Here is a 16,104-nt window from a genome sequence, read left to right as displayed (position 1 = left end):
GATGGGGTATTTCCTGGTCTTTTCCAGCGCAATTAAGATATCCTTATTTCACCTCGTCCAGCCACCCATAGCGAATATGAAGGAATTATGCGCACGCGTCTTTTCACCGCAACGCTCACGAGCTTTGCGCTCAGCTCTTCCCTGCTCACCCCCGTCCAGGCGGCACCAGCCCCCGAGGTATCGTCCTTGGTTTTACTACCTGGCACTAATGCTTCCTCAGCACGCCTGAGTTTCCAACATGGCGAAACCGGCCGCATCCAGGTTCAGTGGGATAAAGCCTCAAACTTATATAACGGGTATTTTCGCCCCAGTGCAGCGTACGGCGACGCGCAGAAAAAGCTCTTGGGCGCGCAGTCCTATTTCACTTTTGAGGGACTGCAGCCTGATACCCGCTACGCCTATCGCATTGGTTTTGGCGCTACGAAGTGGACCGAGGTGCGCTACTTCACGACGGGCTCAGCCGATCAATTTAATGCTCTCGTTTTCGGCGACGTTAAAATCGGAGCCCGGGATATCGACGTTGATCGAACTAAATGGCAGCAGGCATTAGCCCGCGCGGAGGGCTTTGCTGAGAATGCCACGACCTTGCTCACACTGGGTAACCAAGTTAATAATCCGAATTATGCGCGCACCCGATACCCAGCCTTTCTCGACAACTCGGTAATGCCACGTCTGCAAACTGCGCCGCTTGCCGACGACACGTCTAGCCCTAATACCGATTTTGATTATTATTTTTCGCTCCCTCATGAAAGCTTTAATGGCGTGGGGCGCTCCACTCGAAATTATTATTTCTCCGCCGGCCCCGCCCTCTATATCGGCCTCAACCTAAGCAATCAACCTCTGACTGGCAATGACTGGGCAACGCTGAAGGGGTGGCTGCGCCAAACCGTCACAGCCCACGGGTTTGGGCATGAGTGGATCATTATTGGGCTCCAGCGTCCCCCATATTCGGCCGCAACCTCTGATACTCGGGTTCGCGCCGAGCTTGGTCCTCTCTTCGAGGAGCTCAACGTGGATCTCGTGCTTTCTGGCGGTGCGGATATCTATACCCGCACACATCTTTTAAAGGGTGCTGAGGTGGTTCCTCCAGCTCCTGGCTTTGCCCCACGGCCCGGACAGACACTGCGAGTTGCCAAAAACGCTGAACCTGGTGAGGCTAATGAGGTCATCTATGTGACGCTAAATTCCCCTACTGGTGCGAATTTTGCGCAGCCGAAAGGAAGCGAGGAATTTGTTGCGATCAGCAATCAAGATTCCACCCCGGATTTCTCCCATCTTGAGGTGGATTCTCAGACGCTGACTTTGAGCACCTATAACAGTGCAGACGCTTCGCTCGTTGATGCCTTCACTCTGGATAGGCGCCCGGAGTCGGAGCCGGAGGACAAGAATGAAGACGATGGACGTGGTGAGAAGCCTGGAGCCCAGACTTCCTCAACCTCGAGCATTATCGGCATCATTTTGAGCGTTCTGTCGGGGCTGGGGTTGATAGGTGGCATCATCGCTTTTATTCAGCGGAACCCCCAGCTTCTCCGCTTCTAGGAAACACTATTCTAGGGAATGCTAAAGGTGCTGGGTGGTCAAGAGTCCGCGCTTCATACGTTCAAGTAGATTCTTGCGCAGGTGCAGAATATACCACCACACGAGAGCGAAGAAGATACCAATAATGCCCATTGATGGGTGGATAAAGAATCCGAGAATGCCCAGCACCTGAAGCCCAATATTGACTGGAATTGCCCATGTCTTCCCCTGCAAGAAGCTCATGACCAGCATCGCCGTGGCGACAACCACAACCGATACCCAGTTAAAGGTGGTCCAGTAGGCCCCGTTATCCACCCGTAGAATGACGGTGAGGACGAGGTAGAACGTAATAGATTCCATCCCCATGGCCCCCGCCATCACGCCGCGAAGGCCTTTGAGGGGATCGTTGACGGGCTTGTGCCCCATTCCTAAGGGGCCAACGGGGGCGGGGTTTTCTGCCATATTAGATAGGCTCCTTTGCAAACAGGGTACGTGCCTCACCGGCGGTTACAACTGATCCAGTAATAAGAACCCCTGAACCAGATTGGATATCGGCGTCTTCAGCTAATCCTACGGCTAATTCAATGGCACCATCGAGACCGCGAGCCGTATGGACTCGCTCTTCGCCGAAAATTCCCACCGCGAGGTCGTAAAGATCCCTCATATCAAGGGCCCTTGGGCTGGAGTTTTGGGTGACGACGATCTCATCGAGGTGGGGCTCTAGAGCTGCAAGAATTCCTCGGGCGTCCTTGTCGCCTAAGATCGCTAGCACTCCGATAAGACGCTGGAAGTCAAAGTCTCGCTCGAGAGCGGTTGCGAGTGCACGCGCCCCGTGGGGATTATGGGCGGCGTCGATAAATACTGTGGGGGCCGATCGAACCCGCTCCAGCCGACCCGGACTTTGAACTGTGGCGAAGCCTTCCTTTACCGTGTTGAGATCGAGGCTGCGGCCAGGGCCGGCCCCAAAGAAGGCCTCCACCGCGGCGAGGGCTACAGCTGCATTGCGAGCTTGGTGCTCACCTGAGAGTGGTAGAAAAATGTCCTCATAGTCTCCCGCCAGTCCGCGTAGGGTGAGTTGCTGACCTCCGACAGCAACGCGGGATTCTATGACCGAAAATTCCTGCCCTGCCCGAGCGACTGATGCGTCGATATCTACGGCATACTCCAAGATCGCCCGCATCGCTTCGGGCTCTTGTTCAGCGATAATAGCAACGTTTTCTTTAGGGGCGAGTAGATCGTCGAGATCCCATCGAGTTTTAATAATCCCCGCTTTCTCCTGGGCGATATTGGCGATGGTGTCCCCTAAGTATTCTGTGTGATCGATGCCTATGGGCATGATCACGGCCACCTCAGCATTGATCACATTGGTGGCATCCCACCGACCCCCCAAACCGACTTCTACTACCCCCACATCCACCGGAGCATCAGCAAAGGCTGCATAGGCCATGGCTGTGAGGACCTCAAATTTGGAGAGCTTTGGCCCTCCAGCTGCCTCGCTGTGGGCATCAGCCATCTCCACGTAGGGGCGGATTTCTTCGAAAATACGCACATAATCGCGGGGGTGGATCGGGCGTCCATCGATAGCAATGCGTTCAGTAACCAACTGCAAATGCGGACTCGTGGTGCGCCCAGTGCGCCGGTGGAAAGCCCGAAGTAGTGATTCCACCATTCGAACTGTGGAGGTTTTTCCGTTAGTGCCAGCGATGTGGATAGCTGGAAAACTGCGCTCTGGGTGTCCGAGGAGATCCATGAGGAATTCGATCCGATCTAAGGTCGGATCGATTATTGTTTCATTGAAACGCTGGTCAAGCTCGGCTTCGACCTCTTTAAGCGCGCGCATATCCTCATGAGTGATCTCGAGGGCTGGCGGCTCGGGTTTCGCTGCGATCGTCAATGGCAACTCGAGGCCCGACTCCTTAAGGGTGAGATCACCTAAGGTCACAGGCTCGCCTTCCTCACCGGCAAGCGCGGCACTGACCTGGAAATCCTCACCCCCTAAATCTGCTTCTGCAAGGTGCGCATAGTCCGCTTCTTGGCTGGTATCTGGCTGGTCGGAAGGTGAACTCATGAGCGTAGCTCTTCCAGTTTGCGGCTGATCCTAGCTACTTCTTCCGCAGCGAGGTGCTGGCGAGTGCGAATCTTCTCCACCACAGCATCTGGAGCCTTAGCGAGGAAGGCCTCGTTGGAGAGTTTCTTCGTGGTTCCTTCCAATTCCTTGGTAGCTGAGGCGAGATCCTTCTCTAAGCGCTTGCACTCTGCTTCCTTGTCCACGGTTCCAGAGGTATCGAGGGAGACCGTTATTGTTCCCGCCTCTAAGCGCACCTCGAGGGTGGCGGAGGCCTGGAAATCCTCATTCGGGTGATCGAGTTTAGCGAGGGTACGCACCACGGTTTCTTGATCAATCAGGTCAGCGGCGGCGAAATCGACAGCAGCGGGCACCTTTTGGCTCGGTTTAACGCCTTGATCAGAACGGAAGCGGCGAATTTCGGTGACGAGTTTTTCTATATCTGCGATCCGACGAGCTGCGATATCATCCCGCGGTGCTCCCCCATTGGTGAGCTCTGTGGTGGGCCAGGCACTGATAACCAGTGATTCCTCATCGCTAAGAGCCTTCCACAAGGTTTCAGTCACGAACGGCATAGCTGGGTGGAGCAATCGCAGCACGGCATCGAGCACGCGACCTAAAACTACCTGGGTATTCTTGCCACGCTGCTGCTCGCTAGGACTTGCCTGGGAGAAATCGCGCGGAATCTGCACCTTGGCGATCTCGAGATACCAGTCGCAGAACTCTCCCCACGTGAACTGGTACAGCAGCTCGTGAGCTTTGGCGAATTGATAGCGGTCAAGATAGGAATCAACGTGGTCGCGCACGTCTTCGAGGCGGTCGAGGATCCATCGATCGGCGTCTGTCAGCTCCTCGCGGGCGGGAAGGTCACCAATGCGAGCACCGTTGAGGAGTGCAAATTTGGTGGCGTTGAAGAGTTTGGTGGCGAAGTTTCGCGAGCTTTGAGCGGAATCGGCTCCAACAGGCAAATCTACGCCAGGGTTGGCACCACGAGCTAGGGTAAAGCGCAGTGCATCGGCGCCGTAATCGCGCACCCAGTCCATGGGGTCGATGCCATTACCGAGCGATTTACTCATCTTGCGGCCGTGCTCGTCGCGCACCAGTCCGTGTAAGAAGATATCGGTAAATGGTATCTGCGGGCGACCCGCTGCCCCACCATTGAGGGTCTCTTCACTTATCGACGATGCGAAGGTCGCGAACATCATCATTCTGGCGACCCAGAAGAAAAGAATATCGTAACCGGTCATGAGCACCGAGGTGGGATAGAATTTCTGCAATTCTGGGGTATTTTCCGGCCAACCTAGGGTGGAAAACGGCCACAGTGCCGAACTGAACCAGGTATCCAAAACATCGGGGTCCTGTGTGTAGCCTGCTGGGGGTTGCTCATCGGGACCAACACAGACAATCTCATCATTCGGGCCGTACCAGATGGGAATACGGTGGCCCCACCACAATTGGCGGGAAATGCACCAGTCGTGCATATCATCGACCCACTCGAAATAGCGCGGCTCCGCTGACTTCGGGTGAATAACGGTATCGCCCTCTCGAATTGCATCGCCCGCCATGAGAGCAAGTTCATCAACCTTGACGTACCACTGCAGTGACAGCCTCGGCTCGATGGGTTCTCCGGAGCGTTCGGAGTGACCTACCGAGTGAATATAGGGGCGTTGCTCCTTGACAATGCGCCCTTGTGCGGCAAGTGCCTCACGGATTTTTACCCGCGCCTCAAAACGATCCAAGCCATCAAACTCAGTGCCAGTATGAGCAATATGCCCCGTGGAGTCGAAAATATTGGGCATCTCCAGATCATGCCGCTGACCCATGGCGTAGTCGTTGGGATCGTGAGCGGGGGTGATCTTGACAGCGCCGGTGCCAAATTCAGGATCGACGTAGTCATCGGCGATAACGATCAATTGGCGATCGTTGAGAAATGGGTGAGGCAAAGTGGTGCCCACCAACTCTCGGTATCGCTCGTCTTCGGGGTGTACGGCCACGGCGACGTCGCCAAGCATTGTTTCTACCCGCGTGGTGGCCACGATAACGTGGGGTTCATCATCGTTGAGTGAGCCATAACGGATGGACACTAATTCACCCTCGACGTCCTTGTACACGACCTCGATATCGGAGATAGCTGTTTCCAGTACTGGAGACCAGTTGACGAGGCGATTAGCTTGGTAAATCAAGCCACGATCGAAAAGGCTTTTGAAAATAGTCTGCACAGCGCGCGATAGCCCCGCATCTAGGGTGAAGCGTTCGCGCGACCAGTCAACTGAGTCACCCAAGGCGCGCATCTGGGTGCCAATGGTTCCGCCGAATTGCTCTTTCCACTCCCAGACCTTGGCGATAAACTCATCGCGCTCATAATCCCAGCGCTTCTTCCCCTCCTCCTCGAAGAGTTTGGCCTCCACCTTGGACTGGGTGGCAATACCAGCGTGGTCCATACCTGTCATCCAGAGGACCTCATAGCCTTGCATGCGCTTGCGGCGAGCGACCACATCGATCAGGGTGTGGTCGAGGGCATGGCCCATATGCAGTTGGCCGGTGACATTGGGCGGCGGAATCATAATGGAGTAGCCGGGCTTTGAAGAGTGGGCATCAGGGGTGAAATATCCCTTGTTGACCCAATTCTCATATAACTCGGATTCGACCGCTTGCGGGTCCCAATTTTTGGGCAACTTATCTGCACGATTATTTTCAGCCATGCCCACCATCTTAGATAATTCCCTATGGGGGACAAAGAAAAGGTGCCCAGGAGGAAAACCCTGGGCACCATCTCATCTACTCGCTAGGACTTGAGCAGGTCAGCGACAGCGTCGCGTTCTTCTTGCAGCTCCTTGGCATTGGCAGCAATGCGCTCTTTTTGGAACTCGGACAGCTCGAGATCCTGCACAATCTCCCACTGTCCATTGTGGGAGATTGTGGGGAAACCGTAGATAATGCCCTCGGGCACACCATAGGAGCCATCGGATGGAATTGCGGCGGTAGCCCAACCCTTGGAGCCGTTAATCCAATCGTGCATATGGTCGATGGCGGATGATGCAGCAGAGGCGGCTGAGGATTTGCCGCGAACCTCGATGATCTCAGCGCCGCGCTTAGCTACTCGTGGGATGAACTGGTCAACGTACCACTCGTGGTCGATGAGATCGGTGAGCTTCTTATCTCCCATGGTGGCATAGGTGATATCCGGGAACTGAGTAGCGGAGTGGTTACCCCACACAACGACCTTTTCGAGTTCGGTCTTATCGCAGTCGAGCTTCTCAGCAAGCTGAGAAATAGCGCGGTTATGGTCGAGGCGCATCATGGCATTGAAGCGGTCATTGGGGACATCAGGGGCGGCATGCATAGCGATGAGCGCATTGGTATTGGCGGGGTTACCCACGACCAGAACGCGAATATCATCGGCAGCATGGTCGTTAATGGCCTTGCCCTGTGGTCCAAATATCTTGCCGTTGGCAGCGAGCAAATCAGCGCGCTCTTCTCCGGCACCACGTGGCTTAGCACCAACCAGGAAGGCTGCGCTGACGCCGTCGAAGGCCACGTCGGCTTTATCAGTGACAGTCACTTTCTTCAGTAGTGGGAAGGCTGAGTCGTTGAGCTCCATAGCTACGCCCTCAGCGGCACCGACTGCCTGTGGGATCTCCAGAAGGTTCAGCTCAATAGGGGTGTTGGGGCCGTAGACATCGCCGTTGGCAATGCGCCACAGAAGCGAATAGGAAATTTGGCCTGCTCCACCAGTAACGGCGATCTTCTTAGTCTGATGACTCATGGATACTCCTTGGGAAAATAGTTAAAGACTGGTTGATCTACCTGTCTTAGGCAATAAGGCGTCGGCGCATAGTTGGCGCGCACATGACAACTTTCAGCCTAATAGTGTGGTGAGGGAAAAACTAGAAGAAGCCCCGAATGCCAGCTATTGCCGCTAAGAGATTGCTCACACCCCATTGTCAATAAAACATGCTATCTGAGAAACGAAGAACTATTTCCCAAAAATTTCTTAACTACCGGCCGAAAAGTTGAAAATCACCCCCGAAAGACGTCCTATAATAGGACGCAACGGTTCCCATAAGTACAAAAGAAGACTCATCAGCTAAATTACATTTAGGGCAGAAGCCTAGTTTTTACGGTGATCTCTTTCGCGATCGCTTCGACGATCGCATCGACTTATGTCACCGCATTATCAGGGATAATCCACGATTATTGCGCTTCTCTCTGACTATCATCTATATCCCATTCAACCCAAGGAGATCCGGAGTGTCCAAGGACAAGGCCATCACTCATCCCTCGGAGCCCCAGGCGGCCTCAGATTCTTCCGTCTCCGAAGCTACACCTGAACTCGTTCTCGATATCGCTCTAAAGAAATTCTCCGAACTGGGGTTTACCGATACGAAACTCGAAGCTATTGCTAAAGAATCTGGCATGTCCAAGCGCATGATCCACTATCACTTCGGCGATAAAAAGGGGCTCTACCACCGCAGCCTCGCCCTCTGCATCCACTACCTCCGACCTCCCGTTGAGGAGCTCGAGTTAGATTCTCAGGTGCCAGTCGACGGCGTTCGCAAGGTGGTAGAAGCAGTATTTACTCGCTTCTGTCAGCACCCGGAGGCAATTCGCCTTCTGTGCCTGGAAAATATCATGCACTACCTCCATATCCATGAACTCCCCCCACTCATGGACCAATCAGCGATCACTCTCCAATTGGACAAACTCCTGATGCTCGGTCAGGACGCCGGAGCATTCCGCCCCGGTATCTCAGCCCAGGACGTATTTACGCTCATTTCTTCGCTCGCCGTTTTCCGCGTGATCACCCATGAGACCACCATTAATCTGTATAACGTGGATCTGCTCAACGAAGCTAATACTCAAGGAATGGCGCGCATGGCCGCTGACAGCGTGTTGGCCTTCCTCACCTCACATCTCAAAACCCCAGAGCAAACCTCTTATTTAAGCTCCAGTGCCAATTTGGAGACCGGCGAGGTATTGGATTTTCCTCACTATGACACCGGGAGCGAAAACTACAACTTCGGATCTGATCTCTTTTAGGCGATGAACTGATAGGGATCGGCGTTGACGATCTTCGGTGAGCCCTCTTTGCGGGCCGCCTCTGCTGTGATCACAACTTGAGAGATATCTGAGGAGTCGGGAATTTCAAACATAGTTTCCCCGAGGATCTCCTCCATGATGGCGCGCAGGCCACGAGCTCCGGTTTTACGCTCTAGAGCCTGCTCAGCCACAACTTCTAAGGCTTCCGGCTCAAATTCAAGATTGACACCATCCATCTCGAAGAGACGACGGTACTGATTAACTAAAGCATTGCGCGGCTTGGTAAGGATATCTACCAATGATTGCTTATCAAGGTGATCGACCCAAGCCACGATGGGCAAGCGGCCAATAAATTCTGGGATGAGGCCGAATTTAACCAGATCTTCTGGCTGAACCTGGCGCAGAATATCAGAGTTCTCCCGTTCCTCCCGGCTCTTAATATCAGCGCCGAAGCCTAGGCTGCGCTTAGATACTCGTTCCTCAATGACCTTGTCGAGGCCGGCAAAAGCACCTGCCACGATAAAGAGAATCTTTGACGTATCCATGTGAATAAGTTCATGATTGGGGTGCTTGCGTCCACCTTGGGGCGGAATGGCAGCCACCGTTCCTTCGAGAATTTTTAGCAATGCCTGCTGGACGCCTTCACCGGACACATCCCTGGTGATTGAGGGGTTTTCGGATTTGCGTGAAATCTTATCAATCTCGTCAACGTAGATGATTCCGCGTTGAGCCCGCTCCACATCGAAATCAGCCGCTTGCAGTAATTTCAGCAAAATATTCTCAACGTCTTCGCCCACATAGCCAGCCTCAGTCAGGCTTGTGGCATCGGCGATAGCAAAGGGCACATCGAGTTTGCGCGCCAGGGTTTGCGCCAAATATGTCTTACCGGATCCGGTGGGGCCAAGCAGAAGAATATTCGACTTCTCGAGCTCCGTCTCTTCTTCAGCCTTGCGCGAAGACAGCGAGCGGGTTTCCTCTGCTTTGATTCGCTTGTAGTGGTTGTACACTGCCACACTCAATGTGCGCTTGGCAGCGGTTTGTCCAATCACAAATTCGTCGAGGAAGGCAGAGATTTGCGAGGGCTTAGGTAGACTGGAATCCTTTTCCTCGCTCTCATGGCCGGATCCTAGCTCCTCCTCCATGATTTCATTACACAGCTCCACACATTCATCACAAATGAATACGCCACCGCCAGCAATGAGTTTTCTCACTTGCTTTTGGCTCTTTCCACAGAAAGAGCACTTGAGGAGGTCAGAGCTACTGTGCTTGTGCGTTGTCATAAGAGATAAAGATTTCGCTTTCACATCGTTGAAGGGTGCTCTACTTACTTTAGTCGATGCTACCTGGATGAGGCAGCATCGAAACAACCCGCCACGGGAATATCCACGTGGCGGGCTGGCTCTAGCAAGAGTCTACGGATTGAGCTTGCGATAGTCGAAGACTTCATCAATAAGACCATAATCCTTGGCCTCTGCTGCGGTGAGAATTTTATCTCGGTCTGTATCGATGCGAATCTGTTCCGGTGTGCGTCCGGTGTGACGGGCTAGCGTCTGCTCCATTTGGGTTCGAATGCGCTCGATCTCGGCAGCCTGAATTTCCAAATCAGAAACTTGGCCGCGTGAGCCCTCGGTAGCGGGCTGGTGAATGAGGATACGGGCATTTGGTAGGGCTGCACGCTTACCTGGGGCGCCGGCACCGAGTAGTACCGCGGCTGCGGATGCTGCCTGGCCGAGGCACACGGTCCGCACATCGGGTCGGATATACTGCATGGTGTCATAAATGGCCATCAGCGAGGTAAAAGAACCGCCGGGCGAATTGATGTACATGGTGATATCTCGGTCCGGATCCATACCTTCAAGGACGAGGAGCTGCGCCATAATATCATTAGCTGAAGTATCGTCCACCTGCGAGCCCAGGAAGATAATGCGTTCCTCGAACAGTTTGGCATAGGGGTTGGTTTCTTTTGTCCCATAGGCCGACTGCTCCACGAAGCTGGGAAGCACGTAACGGGCGGAAGGCATCTCGAGGCCGTGTTTCATAGAATTCATTTCTCCAATTTCCTTTTACGGTGTGCTTCTAGTTAGCAATCGGGCCCTGTGCCAGAGTGATGACGTGGTCCACGAGGCCGTACTCTTTAGCCTCTGTGGCAGTAAACCAACGGTCACGATCCGAGTCCTTGGTGATTTGCTCAAAGGACTGGCCCGTGTGCTCAGCAATCAGTTCTGCCATTTCGCGCTTAGTTTGGGCGAACTGTTCGGCTTGAATAGCGATATCAGCAGCGGTACCACCAACACCTGCCGATGGCTGGTGCATCATGATACGCGCATGGGGCAGCGCATAGCGCTTGCCTGGGGTTCCACCGGACAGCAGGAATTGACCCATCGAAGCTGCAAGCCCCATGCCATAGGTTGCGATATCACACGGCGAATATTTCATGGTGTCATAGATGGCCATACCCGCAGTGACGGAGCCACCAGGGGAGTTGATATAGAGCGAAATATCGCGCGTGGGATCTTCTGCGGAGAGCAGCAGAATTTGCGCACAGAGCTTATTGGCAATCTCGTCGTTCACCTCGGTACCGAGGAAAATAATCCGCTCGCGTAAGAGACGCTCGAATACGGAATCGCCTAAATTTAAACCCGGCTGGGCGGACATCGTCGTTAACTGCTCGCTCATGATTAAACTCCTTGTATCGTGAAATTTCTCTAGTTTCTTCCACCTTACCGCCCAAGAAGGGTAATACACCTCCTTGTTCGCTATAAGCGGATAGCTAAGGAAAAAGCCCAGAAGATTTCCCAGCTACTGGTAATGGGAAATCTTCCGGGCTATGGGGAGAGCTTTAGTTTTCTTCTTCCTCGGGCTCGTCCTCGAGACCAAAGTAGTCTTCGGGGTTAATGCTGGCGCCGGAGTCGTCGGTGACGGTGACACGACAGATAGCAGCCGCAAGGGCCTTACCGCGTTTGACGTCAGCAAAGAGCGCTCCGATCTGGCCAGCCTGCTGTAAGGACTGCACGAACTGGTTCGGGTCCATGCCATAGGCCTGCGCAGTGAACAGAATATGATCGGTGAGCTCGGACTGAGATACTTCAGGATTTTCTTGCTCGGCCAACACGTCTAGGAAGAGCTGGTTGCGAACATTCTTCTCGGCGTTCTCATGAGCCTCTGCCTTGAACTGCTCCAGGGAAGAACCTTGTGACTTGAGGTATTCATCGATAACAGCCTCGTTGGAAGCAGCTTCTCCGAAGGTACCGCGCAGAGCGTTCTCGGCTTGCTCCTTAACCAAGGACTCAGGCAATGGGAACTCTGACTGCTTGAGTGCTGCTTCTAAGACAGCGTCGCGGATGGCGGAGGCTTGCTCTGCCTTCAGGCGATCGTCTACCTGGGAAGCGGTTGATTCGCGCAACTCATCGACCGTGTCAAATTCGGAGGCTTCTTGCACGAACTCGTCATTGAGTTCAGGCAGCTTGCGCTCCTTGGTCTGTACGACAGTCACCTTCACGGTGGCCTCTTGGTCTTTATACTCGGCGATATTGAGTGTTGTGGTGAACTCGGCTTCTTCGCCGGTCTTCAGTCCGCGCAGAGCGGTATCGAGGCCGTCGATGAGATCGCCTTGGCCTACCTGGTAGGTGAGGTCATCAGCCTTGGACTCCTCGATCTCCTTACCGTCAACGCTAGCTACCAGGTTGATGATCGCGAAGTCGTTGGTCTTGAGCTTGCGTCGGGTATCGCTAAGCTCGCCGAAGCGCTCGCGCAAACGATCAATTTCCGCCTCCACAGCCTCTTCGGCTGCGTTATCGCTCAATGCTGGTACTTCAACAGACATAGCGGAGAAGTCTGGGAGGGAGATCTCTGGGCGGATATCAACCTCAGCAGTGAACTCGATGAGTTCGCCGTCTTCCATCTTGGTAACGTCTACGTCGGGTTGACCGATAACAGCCAGATCATTGTCTGCTACAGCTTGCTGGTAGCGTACGGGCAGCATATCGTTGATGACCTGCTCCAAAACTGGGCCGCGTCCAAAGCGAGCGTCGATAAGCTTGCGTGGCGCCTTGCCTTTACGGAAACCGGGAATATTCACCTGAGCGGCCAGAGCCTTATAAGCTTTGTCGATCTCGTTGTTTAGTTCCTCGAACGGAACCTCGACAGTCAGCTTGACTCGGGTATCGTTCAGCTTTTCGACGGAACTCTTCACGAGCGATCTCTCCTGTTATATATAGATTATATGGGCATATTGACTATAAACCCCCGAGGTGCATTTCGTTAAATATGCTCCTCGGGGGTTATGGTCGGGACGACAGGATTTGAACCTGCGACCCCCTGTACCCAAAACAGGTGCGCTACCAAGCTGCGCCACGTCCCGATTGCCTAAACAGACAAGCCGCTTTGAGCGACGTAAAGAATTGTGCCACGGATTAGATTAAAAACCAAAACCGCTGTTCATCGTGCACTTTAGTTTTGATCCACTTCTCCACAGTTTCTGGAGTGGTTTGAAGATTTTAGACTTGAGAATTGCATGTCGTGCCGCGCCGTACTTTCCGCCTCCACGACTCGCACCTAAATACACAGATAGGGATAAGCCGCAGACGGTGATATTTGGCCGCTGATACACTAACCACCCTGTGGATAGTCCCTCTCGACCTGACAATCTCGACGACACTGCAGGCGTTGACGCGGGCTATTTCCTCATAGCCCAAGAGGGTTGCGCAAAGAAAAAAGCCGACTACTAAGACGGTGGTCTACTTGTAGGCGGCTTAAGTTATGGAGGGAATGACGGGAATCGAACCCGCGTCACCAGTTTGGAAGACTGGGGTAATAGCCACTATACGACATTCCCATATTCTGCTATATATTTGCTGCGCTTCTGTGCAACACAGAAATAGCCTAAACGACAGCGGAAAATTTTGCAAAATTCGAGGACGCAGCACGCGCGACAAGACCGAGTAAAGGTGGGCGACCCACGACCGGCCACATCCACCCTTCCCAGTATCCGCCGAGTTAACGCCCACGCGCACACGTAGGCACATATAAAGGCGTTTTACATCACAGGCGTGCACTGCTCATTGCCGCTACTACCGCTGCAAAATCACTAAAAAGACCACTCGATGCTGAATATATCTCGCTGAGCTGGGAAGTAAATAATAAATTAGTAAAGTATTATTATTTTTGACCTTGATGGATTATTATTTATTCCTATGAAGCCAACCATCATTGACGCTGATACGGGTCGCGAACTCTGGACCGCAATCGAGTGCGCCCAGTTTTCTGGTACCGCCAGGGGCACCTTCACAAGCTATGCCGGTCGCGGTCGCGCACCCAAACCAGTGACTAAGCACCACGGCCTCACACTCTGGGACTCTGAGGAGATCAGGCAGTGGACCGATCAACGACAATCGGCGAAGCCCTCTAAGGATAGCGTTTCTTAGGACGAACCTATAATTGATCCGATCCCCGAACGGTGCTACTGGGCGCGTTTGGGGAACTTTTTTATCTGTTAAACGTTCTTCTTATTAATAGACGATTTTCACACCAATCCAAGGAATTATTTGTGTTATTCGCCATTCTCTTAGGCTTCATAATTGCTCTCATCGTTGTCCTCCTACGCAGCAATAGCGCTAGCACAAAACTGAGTGCTACCGACTTTTCCGACGCCATCGCAGAAGCTCGGCACTGGAATGAGCGTCTGGGCTCCCAGATACTGACCCTATCTGGTACCGATAAGGCTTCCACCCAAGCACTTGCAGATGCCTCCGAGCGCCACACTGCCTCTAGCGCTCAAATTCAATCCGCCCAAACTCCCAGACAGGCAGCATTAGCTCGCGAGGCCGCCCTCGAGGGTCTGTACTATATACAAGCTGCTCGAGAGATCATGGAACTACCGGCTGGACCCGCGCTCCCATTGCTCGAAGGGCAACAAAAGGCCGGTCGCGTGACCGAGGAGCGTACCATTACCTTTGAGGGGCAGGCTATTACCGCCTCCCCACGCCCGACGCACCGCACCCCCAATTACTATCCAGGTGGTGTGGTGGCTGGGCGCCCGGTTCCCGCCGGCTGGTACTCCACCGCATGGTGGGCGGGTGCACTACACACGGGCATGTGGGCCGTGGGCTCGGCTGTCCTCTTCTCATCCATGTTTGGGGGAATGGCAGGCGCCGACGCTGCCGCCGACGCTGCCGCCGACGCTGCCGCCTACGACGGCGGCCACGATATTGGTGGCGATACTGTAGGTAACGGCGATATTCTCCCCGACGATGGCGGTGGCGGATTTTTCGACGGAGATATGGGCGGCGGATTTTTCGACGGCGGCGGATTCGATTTTTAATAAAAACCTCGAAGAACTACTCTTCGAGGTTTTTTATTATGCTCCTGGCACTTCTGGGTAATGCCCGGTTGCTTCAAATTCGCTCAGGATATCAATACGGCGCTGATGTCGGGGCTCCTCGCTCCATGATTGGGCTAGGAAAGCATCTACGATGGCTAGAACCTCTTGTTCACTATGCATCCGGCCGCCGATGCCAATGAGTTGCGCATTATTATGCTCGCGGGCAAGCTTAGCCGTCTCCACACTCCACGCTAAAGCACAGCGCGCACCCGGTACCTTATTAGCAGCAATTTGCTCCCCATTTCCAGACCCCCCAAGGACAATGCCGAGGGAACCTGGATCATCCACCACAGCCTTAGCCGCAGCGAGACAAAAGGCAGGGTAATCGTCTAGGGCATCATATTCGAAGGCGCCACAGTCGACGACGTCGTGCCCATTATTCTTAAGATGGTCAATGATGAGTGTTTTCATAGCGAAACCAGCATGGTCTGCTCCGAGATAAATACGCATATCGATGAGTCTAACCTCTTCGTTCATCAAAATCGGGGAACTCTGTCCGCGAGCGCTTCAGTTCGAAAAAGTGGGGGTAATTCGCTAACGCCATTGCACCGTCGAAAACCCTGCCAGCTTCCTCCCCGTGTGGAATTCGCGTCAACACTGGCCCAAAGAATGCAGTCTCGCCCAACTTGATTACTGGGGTCCCTACATCATTGCCCACCTCATCCATCGCCGACTGATGGTAGGCGCGCAATTTCTCATCAGCCTTGGTGGAATGGGCAATATCGGCGAGAGATATATCTAAGCCAACGTCTTCCAAGGCTTTGACAATGAGCTCATCGTAGGCACCGTCACCTTCCTTAGCACCCTCACCTCCTGGGTGGATCAGTGTGCCGAGTGCCGTATAAAGGGCATCGACTTTCTCAGGTTGAGTATCAGCAACCTGTGCAAAAACGCGCGCAGGACCCCAATTGGCCTCCATTTTGCGCATATATGCGGGGTCGAGATCGCGGCCCTCATTGAGAACCGAGAGCGACATAGGAATCCAGGTCACCTCGATATCTCGAACCTTTTCCACTTCCTTGATCCATCGCGAGGTGATCCAGCAGAAGGGGCACGAGACATCGAACCAAAAACTTAGCGATTGAGTAGACATAGGGGACCT

The 16,104-nt window shown here is 53.7% G+C and carries 14 protein-coding genes and 2 tRNA genes; 4 read left to right on the top strand and 12 right to left on the bottom strand.

The window, feature by feature from the left end:
* Nucleotides 1-87 precede the first annotated feature (87 nt).
* Complete coding sequence (locus tag NXT00_RS08910; RefSeq protein WP_259158761.1) at nt 88-1,539, top strand: metallophosphoesterase family protein; 1,452 nt, start codon at nt 88-90, stop codon at nt 1,537-1,539.
* 21 nt (nt 1,540-1,560) lie between these two features.
* Here the strand turns inward: NXT00_RS08910 and NXT00_RS08905 are convergent, their stop codons facing one another.
* The 4 genes from NXT00_RS08905 to NXT00_RS08890 form a co-directional block, all read right to left on the bottom strand.
* Complete coding sequence (locus NXT00_RS08905; protein ID WP_259080233.1) at nt 1,561-1,980, bottom strand: DUF4233 domain-containing protein; 420 nt, start codon at nt 1,978-1,980, stop codon at nt 1,561-1,563.
* 1 nt (nt 1,981) lies between these two features.
* On the bottom strand, nt 1,982-3,586 hold the full coding sequence (locus NXT00_RS08900; RefSeq protein ID WP_259080231.1) for a folylpolyglutamate synthase/dihydrofolate synthase family protein: 1,605 nt from the start codon (nt 3,584-3,586) through the stop codon (nt 1,982-1,984).
* The gene (locus NXT00_RS08895; protein ID WP_259080230.1) at nt 3,583-6,285 is read right to left on the bottom strand and encodes a valine--tRNA ligase; all 2,703 of its coding nucleotides are present in this window, start codon (nt 6,283-6,285) and stop codon (nt 3,583-3,585) included. Before NXT00_RS08895 ends, NXT00_RS08900 begins: the two co-directional genes overlap by 4 nt.
* An 83-nt stretch (nt 6,286-6,368) precedes the next feature.
* A complete protein-coding gene (locus tag NXT00_RS08890) occupies nt 6,369-7,349 on the bottom strand; it encodes a malate dehydrogenase (RefSeq protein WP_259158759.1) in 981 nt (326 codons plus the stop codon).
* 503 nt (nt 7,350-7,852) lie between these two features.
* Between NXT00_RS08890 and NXT00_RS08885 the strand changes: the two genes are divergently transcribed.
* Nucleotides 7,853-8,623, top strand: a complete 771-nt coding sequence (locus NXT00_RS08885) for a TetR family transcriptional regulator (protein WP_259080262.1) — start codon at nt 7,853-7,855, stop codon at nt 8,621-8,623.
* Here the strand turns inward: NXT00_RS08885 and clpX are convergent.
* The 6 genes from clpX to NXT00_RS08855 form a co-directional block, all read right to left on the bottom strand.
* A complete protein-coding gene (clpX, locus tag NXT00_RS08880) occupies nt 8,620-9,903 on the bottom strand; it encodes an ATP-dependent Clp protease ATP-binding subunit ClpX (RefSeq protein WP_259080225.1) in 1,284 nt (427 codons plus the stop codon). The genes NXT00_RS08885 and clpX overlap by 4 nt on opposite strands.
* A gap of 132 nt (nt 9,904-10,035) precedes the next feature.
* Nucleotides 10,036-10,662 carry an ATP-dependent Clp protease proteolytic subunit gene (locus NXT00_RS08875; RefSeq protein ID WP_259080261.1) on the bottom strand — a complete coding sequence of 209 codons (627 nt, stop codon included), beginning with the start codon at nt 10,660-10,662 and terminating at the stop codon, nt 10,036-10,038.
* A gap of 37 nt (nt 10,663-10,699) precedes the next feature.
* The gene (locus NXT00_RS08870) at nt 10,700-11,299 is read right to left on the bottom strand and encodes an ATP-dependent Clp protease proteolytic subunit (protein ID WP_259080223.1); all 600 of its coding nucleotides are present in this window, start codon (nt 11,297-11,299) and stop codon (nt 10,700-10,702) included.
* 163 nt (nt 11,300-11,462) lie between these two features.
* Nucleotides 11,463-12,815: a trigger factor gene (gene tig / locus NXT00_RS08865; protein WP_259080221.1), complete on the bottom strand. Its 1,353-nt coding sequence runs from the start codon at nt 12,813-12,815 to the stop codon at nt 11,463-11,465.
* Nucleotides 12,816-12,906: 91 nt separating this feature from the next.
* A tRNA-Pro gene (locus NXT00_RS08860) sits at nt 12,907-12,983 on the bottom strand.
* A gap of 399 nt (nt 12,984-13,382) precedes the next feature.
* Nucleotides 13,383-13,457: transfer RNA gene (locus NXT00_RS08855), tRNA-Gly, on the bottom strand.
* A gap of 358 nt (nt 13,458-13,815) precedes the next feature.
* Between NXT00_RS08855 and NXT00_RS08850 the strand changes: the two genes are divergently transcribed.
* A complete protein-coding gene (locus NXT00_RS08850) occupies nt 13,816-14,046 on the top strand; it encodes an AlpA family transcriptional regulator (RefSeq protein ID WP_259080218.1) in 231 nt (76 codons plus the stop codon).
* Between the two features lie 161 nt (nt 14,047-14,207).
* On the top strand, nt 14,208-14,942 hold the full coding sequence (locus tag NXT00_RS08845; protein WP_396124968.1) for a DUF1542 domain-containing protein: 735 nt from the start codon (nt 14,208-14,210) through the stop codon (nt 14,940-14,942).
* A 36-nt stretch (nt 14,943-14,978) separates the two neighbouring features.
* Here the strand turns inward: NXT00_RS08845 and NXT00_RS08840 are convergent, their stop codons facing one another.
* Complete coding sequence (locus tag NXT00_RS08840) at nt 14,979-15,452, bottom strand: ribose-5-phosphate isomerase (protein WP_259080216.1); 474 nt, start codon at nt 15,450-15,452, stop codon at nt 14,979-14,981.
* 10 nt (nt 15,453-15,462) lie between these two features.
* Nucleotides 15,463-16,095, bottom strand: a complete 633-nt coding sequence (locus NXT00_RS08835) for a DsbA family protein (RefSeq protein WP_259080215.1) — start codon at nt 16,093-16,095, stop codon at nt 15,463-15,465.
* Between the last annotated feature and the right edge of the window lie 9 nt (nt 16,096-16,104).

Origin of the sequence: Corynebacterium sp. ES2715-CONJ3, assembly GCF_024814365.1 — a bacterium.
Taxonomy (GTDB): domain Bacteria; phylum Actinomycetota; class Actinomycetes; order Mycobacteriales; family Mycobacteriaceae; genus Corynebacterium.
Note: the sequence above shows the minus strand (reverse complement) of the source record. Positions and strands in the feature narration are given on the sequence as shown.